The sequence below is a fragment of the Desmonostoc vinosum genome, assembly GCF_059505385.1.
This window is the reverse complement of sequence record NZ_JCACKM010000046.1, coordinates 1-15,872: the sequence shown is the minus strand read 5'-3', so window position 1 is coordinate 15,872 and position 15,872 is coordinate 1. Positions and strand designations below refer to the sequence as shown.

Here is a 15,872-nt window from a genome sequence, read left to right as displayed (position 1 = left end):
TACTTGCTGAAGAAGTCCGTAGACGCAGAGCGTCTTCCCGCTAGGGTGGCTCGGCTTCTAGTTCTCGTTAGAGATCCAAACTTCGGCAGATGGGGTTAATGATTCAAATTGAAAACTGGTAAGATTATAATTCCTTGTTGCTTCAGATGTTGATTGATGCTAGTAGCGCCCATCAGCACAGTGTACAAATTTACACTAGCAGCCACATTGTCCATAAGGAGACTAAAAGATTATGACCACAGTTTACGAAACAATGTACATTCTGCGTCCTGACCTGGGAGATGAACAGGTAGAGCAAGCAGTTGCTAAATATCAGAACTTACTACGCGAACAAGGTGGTGAGGATATCCAAATTCAAAATCGTGGTAAGCGTCGCCTCGCCTATGAAATCAAAAAACAGCGAGATGGCGTTTATATCCAGATGAACTATACCGCACCTCCAACCGCGATCGCCCCAATGGAACGTGCTATGCGTTTAAGCGAAGAAGTAATTCGTTACTTAACGATTAAGCAAGAAGCCGAAGATGCAAAACCTGTTGAAGTGGCAGCAGCAGTCTAGGGGTTAGGTACTGGGGACTAGGGACTGGGAGAGATGAGGAGGCAGGGGAAGAAATAAAAACCACCCATTCCCCATACTTCGACTCCGCTCAGTACAAGTTCCCCATTCCCCAATAAAATCCCCAAAATTTTATCTTTACTCTTTATTTTCTGAAATTGAACTGGGAATGCTAAATTAACTATTACTTGCCAAAGGCAGAATTACCGCAGTTATACTTAAAAACTGTAAGCCCCTGTGAGCCAATCTGATACCTCTAACATCCAAGTTCTTTCTTCGGAAGTATCGCAGCTACGCCAAGAGTTGCAACTTCGTGATCAATTAGTGCAACAGCTATCTCAAGAACTCTTTCGACTAGTGAAGGGTAATGCTAACTTCATACCCCAACGACCGGAGCCTGAACGAGATTTAACCCAGTTACAAGCTTTGCGCGAACAACTCCAAGCTATTGAGCAACAGGTGGCGTTCTACCAAGAGCAAATCACAACCCGTGACACCGAAATTTATCAACTGCGTCAAACTGTCCAAGAACTGACTGACCGCAGCCGCATGTTGGAGCAAGTAGTACAAGAATTACCTCAAATTTACCGTCGCAAGTTCGAGGAGCGCATGGCTCCAGTGAGAGAAAAGGTGGCAAGCTTGCAACGAGAAAACCGCCAATTGCAAGCAGAACTGCAAAGTGTAAGTTACCGTTTGGCACTCAAAACCCGCCATTCTAGTCATAGTGGGATTGATTTGCCTAACTTCTCACGTCCAGGAACTGGTCAAAGCAATATTTCTACTCCCCAAAACGCCTAAAATTTTTATTGGGAAGGTTTTACAACAATTTAGTAGTCCAGTAGTCTAGATTGTATCTGGATCGATATTTAACTCCCGCAATTTTGCAGCCAAACGTTCTGCCTTTTGTTCTGCTTGTTGTGCTTTTTCTTCAGGTGTTGGTACTAGTTGCCCATCTGGTGTAAAAAACCGCAATAGTCCCTGATAAATTCCCAAATATAACCCTAACTGTTGACTCCACAAATATTCTTGTGCATTTGGTTGCAGAGGTTGATATTCTCCATCTACTAAATGAAATCCCGCAAATTCTTGTGTGTATGGGTCGAACCAAAAATAATCTAAAGTGCGAAAAGTATCTTGATAAATTTCTTTTTTTAAACCTTTGTCTGTCTTCGCTGTTGAGTCTGACAGAATTTCTATAATTAAATTCGGATATTTACCATTTTCTTCCCAAACTACCCAACTTTTACGGGTTTTGCGATCGCATCCTAAGACTACAAAAAAGTCTGGGCCTCGGAAATCTTCTGATTTGAGTTGATTTGGACTATAGTATATTGTCAGGTTTCCAGCTGCATAGAAATCATTTCGATCTCGCCATAGCCATTCTAGACAGGTTAAAAGTAGGATTATTTGTCTCAGATGCAGTTCGGTTTCCAAGGGAGGCTCGTCGCTATATAAATCACCAGGGGGAAAGGTAACATCTTCACAGATGCCTTGTTGAGATATCTTATCTTGAGCTATGGTCATAGAATCGATAGGGCATCAAGTATTTCTGTGTTTATTTTAGCAATCCCAAAGCAAAAGCGATCGCACTATGCTAGTAGCGTCAGTCTTGTTATTGTAAGAGAATTTGAATGCAAACATCATCCATGCTGAAAAGCCCACTACGTTATCCTGGTGGTAAATCAAAAGCCCTAAATCAAATAATTAAATATTTACCAGAAAGCTTTTCCGAATTGAGAGAACCTTTTGTAGGTGGTGGTTCGATATTTATTTACTTAAAGCAAAAATTACCTGACTTGAAGATTTGGATTAATGATTTAAACCAGGAATTATTTTTGTTTTGGCAGTTTGCCCAATCTGATATCGATAAATTAGTTCAAGAAGTACACGCAATCAAAAATAAATATACAGATGGCAAATTACTATTTACAGAATTTACTACTATAGATATTAACAAAATATCAGATTTTCAAAGAGCAATACGCTTTTTTATTCTGAATAGAATTACCTTCTCAGGAACAGTAGAATCGGGTGGATTTTCTCAAGAAGCCTTTCATAAACGTTTTACCAATTCTTCAATAGAACGGCTAGAACAATTAGAAAATATATTAACAGCAAATATTAAAATTACTAACTTAGATTATAGTCATTTATTAAATGCAGAAGGTAAAGACGTATTTATATTTTTAGATCCGCCCTATTTTAGTGCCACAAAATCAAAACTATACGGTAAAGATGGTAATTTACATACCTCTTTCGATCATCAAAAATTTGCTGAACTTGTAAAACAATGTCATCATCGCTGGCTAATAACCTACGATGACTCACCACAAATTCGAGAAAACTTTAAATGGGCAAATATCTGCGAGTGGGAATTGCAGTATGGCATGAATAATTATAAACAAAATAAAGCTGCAAAAGGCAAAGAATTATTCATTACCAACTTTGCCATTTTTCGGTAGGATAACTCCCATGCCCCTACCCACATAACAAACTTGATTATGACTAAGACCGCGATCGCTAACTGGTCTGTGCTGCTGCAACAATTAATAGATGGCGAATCCCTATCGCGCACTCAAGCAGCCGAATTAATGCAAGGCTGGTTAACAGAATCCGTTCCCCCAGAGTTATCAGGCGCAATCTTAACAGCCTTGAACTTCAAAGGCGTTTCTGCCGAAGAATTAACAGGCATGGCTGAAGTATTACAATCCCAATCAAAACTGAGGACTGGACAAGAATCCACCCATTCCCCATTCCCCATAATTGACACCTGCGGCACTGGCGGTGATGGTTCATCAACCTTTAACATTTCTACAGCAGTAGCATTTGTTGCCGCAGCTTATGGTATACCCGTCGCCAAACACGGCAATCGTTCCGCATCAAGCCTTACAGGCAGCGCCGATGTTTTGGAAGCCTTGGGAGTAAATTTGAGTGCCCCCAGTGAAAAAGTGCAAGCCGCACTCAAAGAGGTGGGGATCACATTTTTATTTGCCCCTGGTTGGCATCCAGCACTCAAAGCCGTTGCTTCCTTGCGGCGAACTCTGAAGGTACGAACAGTGTTTAATTTACTCGGCCCTTTGGTCAATCCTTTGCGTCCAACTGGGCAAGTGGTAGGATTATTTACTCCCAAACTTTTGGCAACAGTTGCTCAAGCTTTGCATCAGTTAGGCAAGCAAAAGGCAATAGTAGTGCATGGACGAGAAAGACTCGATGAAGCGGGGTTAGGAGATTTAACCGACTTGGCTGTGTTGTCGGCGGGGGAAATACAACTAACCACAATTAATCCCCCAGAGTTAGATTTGACACCTGCTACCATAGGTGCTTTGCGGGGTGGAGATGTTCAGGAAAATGCGGAGATTTTAAAAGCTGTACTACAAGGTAAGGGAACGACTGCTCAACAGGATGTAGTAGCCTTAAACACCTCATTAGCGCTACAAGTAGCAGAAGCTACACCCTGGCTGAACCATGCTCAAGGTATTAGCATCGCTAGGGATATTCTACAGAGTGGCGCTGCTTGGGCAAAATTGGAGCAATTAGTCGATTTTCTGAAGAATTAATCTCTGCGTGTGATTGCGGACGAAATTCGACGACATTGCGTTTAATGGTAACATCGTAGTTACCAAAAAAGTCGTGCCCTAGAAGCCCAGTTTCTAATTCCGCGCCTGCGATCGCCACTGGTACTCTACTCACCACTACTCCAGCGACTGCCATTGAGTCAATATAGCCAATGGGAAATTCCACAGATCTAGAACTCGCGGTGTTGGCCTTCGCCTTTCCTATCGGCACTACTCCCAAAGCATTCGCCATCTGTTGCGTAATTACAGTACCACTTGCTCCCGTATCCACAATCATGTCAAACTGCCTTTGACCATTGAATGTAACTTGAATAATTGGCGTTCCTCCAACTCGCCTTTTAATCGGGGCTGTAAATACTTCTTGTTCTGTGTTGAACAGTTGTGAAGGAGGCAAAATTGGCTTTGGTGGTAGTGTTGTTCTTGTTTGTACAGTAGGAAGCCGTGCAGGTGTGAATTTTGGTGTTGGTGTTGGCTGAGGAACTAAAACTACTCTCTTTTGACGTTCGGCAATTCTCGGCTGCCGACTAGGAGTAGCTTTCTGTCGAGCATATTTAATTTGGCGCTGGTACTCGGCAATTTTTGTTTGGGCGATCGCAAAATCGGAACTTTGTCGCCGGACTTTTCGCATCAGCGTGATCGCTTCCTGGAACTGAATTCCTACCAACTTCCAATCCTCGGGAGATTGAGCAGATTGACTGATGCTGATAGCACCAGCAGCCCTATCTAACCCCAGTTCAAAAAAACTTGGTTCAATTTCAAACGGTTCTCTAGACTGTGCTTCTGGACTAGCTAATGGTATTGTTGGTTCAGCGGCAGGTTGTACCGCAGCCAGATCCCCGATAGGCGGAGATGTTTCATTACCATTAGTTGCGGTATTTTGTTTGTCTTGATTACAGGCAACACTCAAAACCGCTAAAGCACTTGACAAAACAATTAGAGTTGCGCGAGATAAAAAAGACTGAAGCATAGTTAATTTTAATCTTAACCGCCCTAGCTCCTTCAAATCTACTCGCTTGCCAAATTCCTTGGTGAAATTGTCAAAAGGGTTGGGGACTAAGGATTTGGTAAGAGCAATGGATTCTTAACTTTTTATTAATTAATTAACAAAACTGAATAGCTGAACTTATGGGATAATAACCAATCGCAGAATATTGGGAATAGTTATTTTCTTGCCCAATCCCCACTCCCGGAGGGAGTGGGGGCCCTGAGTTTCCCATTACCCCTAATCCCCACTCCCTCCGGGAGCGGGGGCCCCGAGTTCCCCTATCCCCTATCCCCTTATGCCGCTGTCTGATGCAATACCTGCTCTACTTGTCTTGGCAGATGGAACTACCTATCGCGGTTGGTCTTTTGGTGCTACAGGAACTGCAATCGGTGAAGTAGTTTTTAATACTGGCATGACCGGATATCAAGAGGTGCTGACTGATCCTAGTTACTGCGGTCAAATAGTTATTTTTACCTATCCAGAATTAGGGAACACCGGCGTCAACCTCGAAGATGACGAATCGGTAAGACCACAAGTAAAAGGTGCGATCGCTCGCAATATTTGCCACAGGCCGAGTAACTGGCGATCAACACAATCCTTACCTGATTACCTCAAACACCACCAAATACCAGGCATCTATGGGATCGATACCCGAGCCCTCACCCGCAAAATTCGCCTCTTTGGAGCCATGAACGGTGGCATCTCCACATCCATTTTGGATGAGGCAGAGCTATTAGAGCAGGTACAAGCAGCGCCTAACATGGCAGGATTAAACCTAGTTCGTGAAGTCACTACCCCAACAGTCTATGAGTGGTCAGATCCAACAATCCCAGCTTGGGAGTTCAAACCAGAGGCTGGGGAAAATCAGGAAGCATCCTTCACCGTTGTTGCTCTTGACTTTGGCGTCAAACGCAATATATTACGCCGCTTATCGAGTTATGGTTGCTGGGTGATTGTTGTTCCAGCCAATACCACACCAGAGGAAATCCTCAGCTACAATCCAGACGGCATCTTTCTTTCCAATGGCCCTGGCGATCCTGCTGCGGTGACAGAAGGAATAGAGACCACCAAAGCATTGCTGTTGAGCCAAAAACCCATCTTTGGCATCTGCATGGGACACCAAATACTAGGTCACGCTTTAGGAGCAGAAACTTATAAACTCAAATTTGGACACCGGGGTTTAAATCAGCCAGCAGGGTTACAACAACGGGTAGAAATTACTAGCCAAAACCACAGTTTTGCGATCGACCCCGATTCTTTACCTGATGCAGTTGTGGAAGTTAGCCATTTAAACCTCAACGATCGCACTGTTGCTGGAGTACGTCACAAATCTCTACCCATATTTTCCGTACAGTATCACCCAGAAGCCAGTCCAGGGCCTCATGATGCTGATTACTTATTTGAGCAATTTGTCCAAGAAATGCGAACAGCACGCCAAGCTATAAAAGCCAAAGTTGGGTAAAAATAGGGAATGAGGACTGGGAGATGAGGGAGAAAATTTCTCCGCGTCCCGATCCCCAATCCCCGATCTCCAATACCCCCGACAGATTGTAGACAATTTGCTCAAAAAACATCTATACTTGAGCGTTCCACTTTAACTTATGAGGAGGGAATTATTGCTGAGCCACTAAATCTAACCGTTAGCCTGAGAGGCACTCGTGAAGTCCGGGATAACTGTCAGCTATTCCGCCTCACAGGATTGTTAGATGCTTTTTCTGAGCCGACATTTCGTAAGGTACTTGGCAACAAGATTGATGAGGGCCCAAAGCATATTATTCTGGATCTCTCACAAATCGACTTTGTTGATAGCTCTGGCTTAGGCGCTCTGGTGCAGCTGGCTAAGCAGGCTCAAAACGCCACTGGTACTTTGCAAATTGTCACCAACGCCCGCGTCACTCAAACGGTCAAGCTTGTTCGCTTAGAGAAGTTTCTCTCCCTGCAACCAACAGTTGAAGCGGCTCTAGAAAACGTTAAGTAGTCTTGGTTGCTTGACCCGCGGGACAAATTTAGCTATCCAATCATTAATCTGGATAGCTTAATTTTTAAAACTTCTGGTCAAAACACCTCTCTCCTTGTAGGCTACAGTGTACGCACAAGCGATCAAATTGCTTAAAATTCCTCAACAATCTCACCTTGTCCTCAAGGACATCCCTTTTATTAGCAAGAATAGGGAAAGATTTTTGTACAGCAAAAACAGAGCGTGAGGTTTTAATTGTAGGGTTGTTAGAGTCAATTTGAACGAGAATTTTTAAGACATGTGTACACTGTAACTCTATGAGAGAGGCCCTCAGCCAGTCATACCAAATTGGGAAAAAATAATTGTGTCAAACGCAGGATAACGGAGTGGAAACCTCTTGTATCAATCTTTTCAAACTATGTTTTAATTACGAATTACGTTAGCGGTAGCATTAGCGCAGCGTCAAGCCTAAGGCATAGCTTCGCTTAGAGCGAGGTACGAGCGTCATTACGAATTATGAATTATTAATTGGTGTTAGAGCTATATTATTTAAATTAGTTCAATAATTTTGATAGTGTGGATAATGCCAGGTATACTAACATGGCATATATATTTTAAGAAAACAATTTTGGCGAAAAATGCCTCCCTAATATAGCCCGCATAAGGAATGGTTTACTAGTGAAATCAAAGGAAGATGAGCTATTAGATGGACAAGATGAGGCTACCAAGCAAAATTCACCTTGGTTTCAAGCATTCTTGCTTAACAGCACACAACTATCCCAACAGATTTCCCATTCCCAATTACAGCAAATCTCTCCAACTGCCCTAGCATATTTAGGGGATGCAATTTATGAACTATATGTTAGAATGTTCTTCTTAATGCCATTGCAGCGACCAGAAACTTATCATCGTCTGGTGGTGGCACAGGTAAGAGCAGAAACACAAGCGCTACATTTGCGATCGCTAATTCCTCATCTAAGGGACAGCGAACTAGAAATTGTCCGACGGGGAAGAAACGCCGCCACAGGGCGTCCTAAGCGAGTTAATCCTGAAATTTATCAGCACGCGACTAGTCTAGAAACTTTAATTGGCTATCTATATCTCACGGACTACCAGCGCTTAACTGAACTATTACAAATAATCCATCTAGAAAAATAGTGGCAGATCAATCAAATTCAAGTAATCGGGATGCTCACCCATACGCAACGCCCAAAATTTATATGGTGAATAAACCAAAAAAAATCAAGATATCTAGCGAACCAAATCGTGGTAAACCTGTGAAAATCCAAGGCAAGCCCGTTATCGCTAATCCGATTCGCCATCCCAGAAAAAAAGATGGCCACCTCGCCCCCAACAGCACACGCCCAAATTATAACTTCTCTGGGCCATCGTCTTCTGCAAAAACAACGGAAGATAGCGATCTCATCTATGGCCGCCATCCAGTATTAAGTGCTTTAGAAAGTCAGCGTGGTCTCAACCGCATCTGGATTACCTCACGTCTGCGCTACGATCCCCGTTTTCACCATCTTCTCCTCCAAGCAAAGGACAATGGTACAGTCATTGACGAAGTTGAACCCAAGCGCTTAGACCAAATCACTGATGGGGCTAATCATCAAGGGGTGGCAGCACAAATCGCTCCCTACACCTATATAGAATTACCAGAGTTAATCGAACAGGCGAAAACTTACACAGATCCTGTAATTGTAGTGGCGGATGGAATTACTGATCCCCACAATTTAGGAGCAATTATTCGCACCGCAGAAGCTATCGGCGCTCAAGGATTGGTGATCCCCCAAAGAAGAGCTTCCGGGATCACTTCCACTGTCGTCAAAGTCGCAGCCGGTGCTTTAGAAAACTTTCCCGTAGCTAGAGTCATTAACCTGAGCCGCGCTCTTGAAGGGTTAAAAGCCGCTGGCTTCTGGATTTATGGGACTGCGGCAAGCGGCAGCGAACCTGTGCATACAGTTAGTTTCAGTGGCCCCATCGTTTTGGTAATTGGCTCTGAAGGTGAAGGACTGAGCATGTTAACTCAACGCTGCTGCGATGTTTTAGTATCGATTCCTCTACAAGGCAAAACTCCCAGCCTCAACGCTTCGGTAGCAGCAGGGATGGCGCTTTACGAAATCTATCGCCAACGCTCGTCAAATACGCTGTACCTAGATAAATTACAAAAAAATTCTTTTAAAAAACAAGAGAAAAGAGTATAAAGAATTGTAAAGCAAAAAATTACAGCATATCGTTTAACACCCTGTATCACGTTTATTAATCACCAGAAACCATGAAAACCATTTGGCATAACCTCAAGGAAGGATTAATTAACATATTCGACAATCTCGGCTTTGCTTGGTGGGTAGAAATTATAACACAAAATCCCCGTTGCACATACTATTTTGGGCCATTTTTAAATGCTTCCGATGCAACACTGGCAAGCAAAGGCTATGTAGAAGATTTAGAATTTGAAGGAGCGCAGGGAATTATTGTCAATGTCAAGCGCTGCAAACCCGATGCTCTGACAATTGCTGAAGACTTGGGCGAAAGAAATGACCGAAAAGTGCGGCCTATATTTGGTCTCTAGCGGTAAGAGGGGCTAGGATCTGGGGACGCGGGGACGCAAAGACGCGGAGAAATTTTCTCCCTCACTCCTTACTCCCCATTTGCAAGTTAAACTCCCATGTGCTTTTTCACATAACAAGGGTATGAAAATATCTCTTTGCCAGCCCCCAATCCCCAGTCCCCATTTTCAACACAGTCCCTTTGGATGATGTTCCAGCCAATGGTCAATGTCACTTAGTACGCGCTGAGGAATTTCCCAGGGAAAAAGATGTGCTGTATTAGGGTAGCGATGCCAATGACAATTTTTCAGATGTTGGGCAGTCTCTAAGCTAGAATCAACTGTAATGTGGCGGTCTTCAGCACCAGCAAGTACTAAACTAGGGCACTGAATTTGCTCTAGATCTGCAAGTCGGTTGTATCCAGCAGCAATTGCACTGTAGAGGGCACGAGTCGCAGCAGCAGAGGTTTGTAAGTAGGCTGGGACAGCTTCTTGGGCAATGTAGCCATAGGCAGTGGATGTATGTTGCTGAATTAGGTAACGGAAAAGCGATCGCTTGCCAAAAGTCTCAATATTCCAATCCCAGGTTGGTTTTATACAACTCAGTAGCGCGGCAACGCCAGTGTAGAGATTATCCTGCCAAGTATTGGGGGGATGACTCCCACGAGGTCTTGCTGCTGTCGCTACTAAAATCAGGCCAGTAATACGCTTTGGCAAGTGTAGCGCCAATTCCATAGCCAAAATCCCCCCAAGTGACCACCCTAACACTAAGCATTTTTCTATCTCAAAGCGGTCTAGTAGTGCCTCTAGGTCAGTCAAATGGTCATTCATATCAAAATTGCCCCCGAAGTGACTTTTGCCATACCCACGTAAATCAGGGGCAAAGGTTTGATAGCGCTTTGATAAATGATTTGTAAAAACAGAAAGACTACGGCCCGAACCAGGATGTCCATGCAGGGCTAAAATCGGAAATCCTTGACCTTGAACGTAGACATTTAGATGTATTGCATTGGTCATATTACATCCTAAATCAATACCAATTGCACCAACTGGTAAAATCTCAGGCTTTAGTATTTGGTCTAAAACGTCAACTGTGATTAATGCGTACCATTTACCATTACGGTAAACAATAGTGCAAGTAGTGGGCTTACCCCAGTACTTTGCTTTACCACGCATCTGAATACGCCCAATTTTAGAAAGATTTAGGTATTCATTTTCACCATTGGACTGCACTTTAAAACTCGCCAAATCGGGATAAGTCCATCCTGAATAATGGTGTATTAATTTATATATTTAATACTTCCGACTTCCGACTTCATTTTTTATTTGGGTATAACCTAAAAGTCATTCTTCTTGTCGCCACTTTTTGTTTTTTACCTCATTTGTGTTAGCCTTATTATGAACACATTAAGACTAACATATATTCCAAATAATGGCTAGAACAAATAAAATCATTGTGAGATTAACAGACAAAGAAAAAGAAAAACTAGAAAATTACGCGATGACTCTAGATGTGTCTATGTCTGAAGTCATTCAAGACTATATAAAATCTTTGCCGAATATGGCAATTCCTCGGACATCCCCCGCTCTGTCAAACCGTAGGTTTGATTTGATTGAGGATGCCCTCCAGGGCGGCCGCTATCCTTACCTACCATTAGAGTACGTTGAAGGTGGCAACTGCCGCGAAAGCTGTTCAAAGTTACTCTGATGAAGTTCAGCTACTTGTAGTAGTGAATTTGCACTTGAACGAAGTTCTGCGATCGCAATTCTATCTGCTTCAAAATTTTGCTGAGTGAACTCATGATTACGCTGATGAATTTGCAAGTTTATTTGTTGTTGAACGAAGTTCGGCGATCGCTTGCTTCTCTTTGCCAAACAACAACACCCAAGCTTTACTTACCTTAGTTATCTCCTCTCCTTCGTTCTTCCCTTCAGGACTGCACTGATTGAAGTCTGCTAAACAACCAGTTGCATTATCCCCTTTTTGCTACTATGAGGAAATATTTAGTGTTCAAGTTGGGTGTTGTTGTTTTTTGGTGAGACAGATTGTTACCAAACAGCTTATTTACCTCTCAACTCAATTGAACATTGGCTGTTAAATCTGCCAGAGAAGCTTTGTTGCTTCTACTAATAAAATATCACTACCAGATAAGGGTGTATTTTTTTGATACTAAACTTTACGTTTTCCGAGCAAACGGTTGCTGCGACGCGAAACTTACCAAAGGCTGCCTGATATTAAATAATTCGTAATTCGTAATGACGCGACGCTCCTGCGTCGCTCTAAGCGAAGCTATGCCGTAGGCTTTACGCTAAGGCTATCGAGGACTCGCTCTAAGCGAAGCTATGCCGTAGGCTTTACGCTACGCTAACGTAATTAAGTTTTGTAATGGGGATTTAGCGCCAAGTCACCAGAGGGAAACCTGCACTCTGACGGCAGTTGTTCATGGGGGAAACCACGCCACTTGCGCGGCTGCCGGGAAACAAGTCATCTCAAGATGACTGAATATCCCCCAAGATTTTGAGTCTACTGAAGTAGACTTGAGCTATTAGCTAAGAAATTTATTTTTTGGCGGGTGAGGAAGCCAACACCGAAGCTATTTCTAGCTTAACTTGACACCAATGGCGTCTCGCCCGTTACTTGTATTTTCAGGCGGGCTTTCCGGCCTACCCTACAAGATTCATCCCTAGATTTTGATTTCTTCCCTACTCCCTACTCTCCATTCCCACCCCACGCAGTCAGTTCATCAAATCACATCTTGCAAGACTCTGCGGGTATTTTGCCAAGCCCAAACGCCTACCGCTGCGACAACAACACTCATTGCTACTAGCACAGTTCGCAAGCCCAGTAAATCAGTTAATGGCCCTGTAATTGCTAAAGGAACTGACAGAGCAATATTGACGGCATGATTTTGAAAACCAAACACTTTACCATGCATTGTTGGTGGGGTTTGTTGTTGAATCAAAGTTTGCATCGGCACACCAATGAGAGAAGCGCCTATACCCAGCAAAGCGCAAAGTCCCAGCGCTAGTAACAAGTTATGCGTAAAAGTAAACACCCCTAAAACTAACGCCATCATCAAAAATCCAATTAAAGGCAGAGGCTTGCGATGCCATTTATCACCCCAGTGACCTAAAATACCTGCACCAAATACCATACCCACCCCTGCTGCTGCTAAGAAAAAGCCAAATTGTTTTTCTTTAAGACCAAATTCATCTGCTAATTGAATAGCTAGGACTGTTAAGGCTGCAAATACGCAATATAAAGTAGTTAATTGCAGCATCGCATTCAAAACCAAGCGATTTTTCTTGAGATAGCGCACACTTGCGGTAAATTCGGCCCAAGGGTGATCTGTTTGTTGATGTTCTGGATGGGGATTGTGTTCTTTAAACTTGATCGGTTGCATGATTGCCGCCGATAAAATATATAGTCCACCAACCACAACCTCTTGACCGTAGGTTTCTCCAAACAAATCTTTCGCTAGACTCAAAATAGGCTCTCCGATCGCAAAGCCAACTATTAAAGCTCCCATCATTGTGCTACTAAACAGTGCATTCGCCGCCAACAAATTCTCTCGCCGCACCAACAATGGAATTGCTGCTTGCTCAGCTGGTGCAAAAAACTGTGTCACCGTGGAAATGGCGAAGGTGATTAGCAACAAAATCAAAAATTCCCTTGGCAAAAAGGGAAGACATAGTGCTAATAATCCACGCACAATATCTGAGCCAACCATAATCAACTTTTTTGGCAAGCGATCTACAAAGATCCCACCAGCGGAACCGAATAAAATCGCTGGTATCGTAAAGGCCACCATCAAAGTTGAGTACATCGAGTTTTTTGCCAACCCAGCAGGAGGCGGGTAAACCTCCAACAAGGCAATCATCAAAACGAAGAAGACTTTATCTGCTAATTGGGAAACTAGTTGCCCAATCCACAAGAGCATAAAGCCACGGTTTTTTAGCAGCGCGCTAAACCCATTATTAACAGTGGCAGGTTCTGTAGGAAACATTAAACACTTTTAGGATATTAACTAGGGTAGATGGGACTGGGGATTGGGGATTGGGACTGGGGACTGGGGATTGGGGACTGGGATTGGGGATTGGGGATTGGGGATTGGGGACTGGGGATTGGGGATTGGGGATTGGGGACTGGGGACTGGGGAATTGTCATTAATTATTTTCCGCGTCCCCGTGTCCCCGCGTCCCCACATCCCCGCGTCTCCGCGTCCCCACATCCCCGTACTCTGTTTTTATTTCTCACTCCTACTTGCCAGCTTTGTTTTCCGGACTATTTCACTTCATAGCGCTCTATTAGCATATGCAAAAACTCAGCGGCTGTTAGATGACCTTTAGGGGGAAAATATTCAATAGATGAATCTACCCACCAGCCTTTTACAGTTTGCGGCGATCGCCACATAGATAAATGATCAACCGCTGGTTCTGCATAGAAGTTATTTTGCCCACTACCCAGCAAGCAAGAACTCCAATGGGTGAAATAATCGTGACTCAGCCGATGAATCGGAAAGTTTCCAGCAAGGGGTACTCCCCATCCATCTATAGCAATAAATGCTTTGACGCAACCACCTATAAGTTGCCATAAATACGCTGCTCCTATTGCCCCAACGACTCCAGCGCTAAAACTAATAAATATAACTGGCGATTTTATCTGATTACCCAAGCGATCGCGCAAAAACTGCCAACTATGCAATGCTGATAAGCTCAAAAAACCTTGACTGGGAACAATCAGTATATTTGCGGCATTTTGTTGAGGGCGATCGCAAACTAAACCTAAACATCCCGATACAAAGTTTTCTGTTAAGTCTGGCTCATTAATTCCAGGGCAAATGATTATACTCATTCGTCTTTGGTGTTAACAGCTTCTACAATTCTATATCTTAGAAAGAATACATAAGTTTTACTAATAAAATCACTCCATTTTCCTAACATGCATAAAATCAGCCTTTTTTATACTCCTGATTTTAAATTTAATAATTATCCTATCCCCCTGGATGGGATAATTATTTACTAGTATGGAAGATGATTGAGCTATTACCTAGCTCTCCACCTTGGTTATATTGAGGAATTAATTGTGGTTGCTACCCCCGAAAAACTGCAACACAGCCACGAGCATCTACCAGGTCAAGACCGTGTAGCAGTACTGCTTATGGGCTACGGCGAAGTCGAAAGCTACGAAGACTTTGCTAACTATAACGAGCAAGCTTTAAATCTGCTGACAGCAAAATTTGCACCAGTACCAACTTGGATTTATCCCCCCCTAGCAAGGCTTTTAGCATTATTTGATCGCCATGAATGGGGACATACACATCACGATTTTATCTCGCCACACAACGCTATCTTTGAACAGCAGCGTGCTGGGATTGAAAAGCACTTACAAGCAAAGTGGGGTGATGGGGTTCAAGTCTTCAAAGCTTTCAACTTTTGTGCCCCCTTTTTACCCAAACAAGTCTTGGCAGAAATCAAAAACCAAGGGTTTGATAAGTTGCTAATTTACCCGCTACTGGTTGTCGATTCTATTTTTACCAGTGGAATTGCGATCGAGCAAGTTAACAAAGCTTTAGCTGAGATCGCCGATGGTGAAGAACACTGGGTAAAAGGACAGCGTTACATTCCTTCTTTCTTCAACGAACCAGCCTACATCGATTTAATGGCTCACCTGGTTGAAGAAAAAATTAATGCTGACTTAGCAAGTGCTTATTTACCTTCTCAAATTGGGATTGTGCTAATGAACCATGGCTGTCCCCATAAAGCCAAAGGATTCACCTCTGGGATTACCGAAAGTCAAGCACTATATGATTTAGTACGCGATCGGTTGATTAATCGCTATCCTCTAATTTCGGTAGGCTGGCTGAATCACGATACACCTCTAATTGAGTGGACACAGCCAAATGCAGAGCAAGCTGCTAATAACCTGATTCAATTGGGTGCAAAAGTGGTGGTATTTATGCCAATTGGCTTTGCTACAGAAAACCACGAAACTCTATTGGATGTACACCATATTATCCATACTTTAGAGAAACAACATTCCGACGTAGACTATGTACAAATGGCTTGCGTCAACGACCACCCAGACTTTTTAGCAATGGCAGCCGAGTGGGCAAATGCTCATATTGCCGAGTTGAGGAATGAGCAAGCGATGACGGTTAATCCTCAATTAGCTGAACATCATCACCACCATCATTAAATAATTCGTAATTCGTAATTCGTAATGACGCGACGCTCCTGTGTCGCTC

At 43.2% G+C, this 15,872-nt stretch carries 16 protein-coding genes; 11 read left to right on the top strand and 5 right to left on the bottom strand.

Going from position 1 to position 15,872, the window contains the following annotated elements:
* Positions 1-232 precede the first annotated feature (232 nt).
* Both rpsF and AC5JMF_RS07960 read left to right on the top strand, forming a co-directional pair.
* A complete protein-coding gene (rpsF, locus tag AC5JMF_RS07965; protein ID WP_495795163.1) occupies positions 233-559 on the top strand; it encodes a 30S ribosomal protein S6 in 327 nt (108 codons plus the stop codon).
* 234 nt (positions 560-793) lie between these two features.
* Positions 794-1,354 (top strand): Npun_F5560 family protein, encoded by a 561-nt coding sequence (locus AC5JMF_RS07960; RefSeq protein WP_495795162.1) that lies wholly within the window; start codon positions 794-796, stop codon positions 1,352-1,354.
* A 45-nt stretch (positions 1,355-1,399) separates the two neighbouring features.
* Here AC5JMF_RS07960 and AC5JMF_RS07955 read toward each other — a convergent pair whose 3' ends face one another.
* Positions 1,400-2,080, bottom strand: coding sequence for a Uma2 family endonuclease (locus AC5JMF_RS07955; RefSeq protein WP_495795161.1), 681 nt, complete (start codon positions 2,078-2,080; stop codon positions 1,400-1,402).
* Between the two features lie 122 nt (positions 2,081-2,202).
* Here AC5JMF_RS07955 and AC5JMF_RS07950 point away from each other — a divergent pair, with 122 nt between their 5' ends.
* On the top strand, positions 2,203-3,018 hold the full coding sequence (locus AC5JMF_RS07950; RefSeq protein WP_495795194.1) for a DNA adenine methylase: 816 nt from the start codon (positions 2,203-2,205) through the stop codon (positions 3,016-3,018).
* Positions 3,019-3,057: 39 nt separating this feature from the next.
* Positions 3,058-4,113 carry an anthranilate phosphoribosyltransferase gene (gene trpD / locus AC5JMF_RS07945; protein WP_495795160.1) on the top strand — a complete coding sequence of 352 codons (1,056 nt, stop codon included), beginning with the start codon at positions 3,058-3,060 and terminating at the stop codon, positions 4,111-4,113.
* On the opposite strand, the gene AC5JMF_RS07940 is transcribed toward trpD, so the two are convergent.
* Complete coding sequence (locus AC5JMF_RS07940; RefSeq protein ID WP_495795159.1) at positions 4,043-5,098, bottom strand: retropepsin-like aspartic protease family protein; 1,056 nt, start codon at positions 5,096-5,098, stop codon at positions 4,043-4,045. The two genes, trpD and AC5JMF_RS07940, sit on opposite strands and share 71 nt — an antisense overlap.
* Before the next feature lie 313 nt (positions 5,099-5,411).
* Between AC5JMF_RS07940 and carA the strand changes: the two genes are divergently transcribed.
* The 5 genes from carA to AC5JMF_RS07915 all read left to right on the top strand — a co-directional run bounded on the left by carA (position 5,412) and on the right by AC5JMF_RS07915 (position 9,648).
* Positions 5,412-6,578 (top strand): glutamine-hydrolyzing carbamoyl-phosphate synthase small subunit, encoded by a 1,167-nt coding sequence (gene carA, locus AC5JMF_RS07935; RefSeq protein WP_495795158.1) that lies wholly within the window; start codon positions 5,412-5,414, stop codon positions 6,576-6,578.
* A gap of 114 nt (positions 6,579-6,692) precedes the next feature.
* Positions 6,693-7,094, top strand: coding sequence for an STAS domain-containing protein (locus tag AC5JMF_RS07930; RefSeq protein WP_495795193.1), 402 nt, complete (start codon positions 6,693-6,695; stop codon positions 7,092-7,094).
* Between the two features lie 657 nt (positions 7,095-7,751).
* On the top strand, positions 7,752-8,231 hold the full coding sequence (locus tag AC5JMF_RS07925; protein ID WP_495795157.1) for a Mini-ribonuclease 3: 480 nt from the start codon (positions 7,752-7,754) through the stop codon (positions 8,229-8,231).
* Positions 8,232-8,293: 62 nt separating this feature from the next.
* Positions 8,294-9,280, top strand: coding sequence for a 23S rRNA (guanosine(2251)-2'-O)-methyltransferase RlmB (gene rlmB, locus AC5JMF_RS07920; RefSeq protein ID WP_495795192.1), 987 nt, complete (start codon positions 8,294-8,296; stop codon positions 9,278-9,280).
* A gap of 71 nt (positions 9,281-9,351) precedes the next feature.
* Complete coding sequence (locus AC5JMF_RS07915; RefSeq protein ID WP_495795156.1) at positions 9,352-9,648, top strand: DUF1816 domain-containing protein; 297 nt, start codon at positions 9,352-9,354, stop codon at positions 9,646-9,648.
* A gap of 165 nt (positions 9,649-9,813) precedes the next feature.
* Here AC5JMF_RS07915 and AC5JMF_RS07910 read toward each other — a convergent pair whose 3' ends face one another.
* Complete coding sequence (locus AC5JMF_RS07910; protein WP_495795191.1) at positions 9,814-10,641, bottom strand: alpha/beta fold hydrolase; 828 nt, start codon at positions 10,639-10,641, stop codon at positions 9,814-9,816.
* Between the two features lie 415 nt (positions 10,642-11,056).
* On the opposite strand from AC5JMF_RS07910, the gene AC5JMF_RS07905 reads away from it, so the two are divergent.
* A complete protein-coding gene (locus AC5JMF_RS07905; protein WP_495795155.1) occupies positions 11,057-11,332 on the top strand; it encodes a hypothetical protein in 276 nt (91 codons plus the stop codon).
* 1,036 nt (positions 11,333-12,368) lie between these two features.
* Here AC5JMF_RS07905 and AC5JMF_RS07900 read toward each other — a convergent pair.
* Both AC5JMF_RS07900 and AC5JMF_RS07895 read right to left on the bottom strand, forming a co-directional pair.
* Positions 12,369-13,631: an MFS transporter gene (locus AC5JMF_RS07900; RefSeq protein WP_495795154.1), complete on the bottom strand. Its 1,263-nt coding sequence runs from the start codon at positions 13,629-13,631 to the stop codon at positions 12,369-12,371.
* Between the two features lie 278 nt (positions 13,632-13,909).
* Positions 13,910-14,479, bottom strand: a complete 570-nt coding sequence (locus tag AC5JMF_RS07895; RefSeq protein WP_495795153.1) for a hypothetical protein — start codon at positions 14,477-14,479, stop codon at positions 13,910-13,912.
* A gap of 231 nt (positions 14,480-14,710) precedes the next feature.
* On the opposite strand from AC5JMF_RS07895, the gene AC5JMF_RS07890 reads away from it, so the two are divergent.
* A complete protein-coding gene (locus AC5JMF_RS07890) occupies positions 14,711-15,823 on the top strand; it encodes a ferrochelatase (protein WP_495795152.1) in 1,113 nt (370 codons plus the stop codon).
* Positions 15,824-15,872 lie beyond the last annotated feature (49 nt).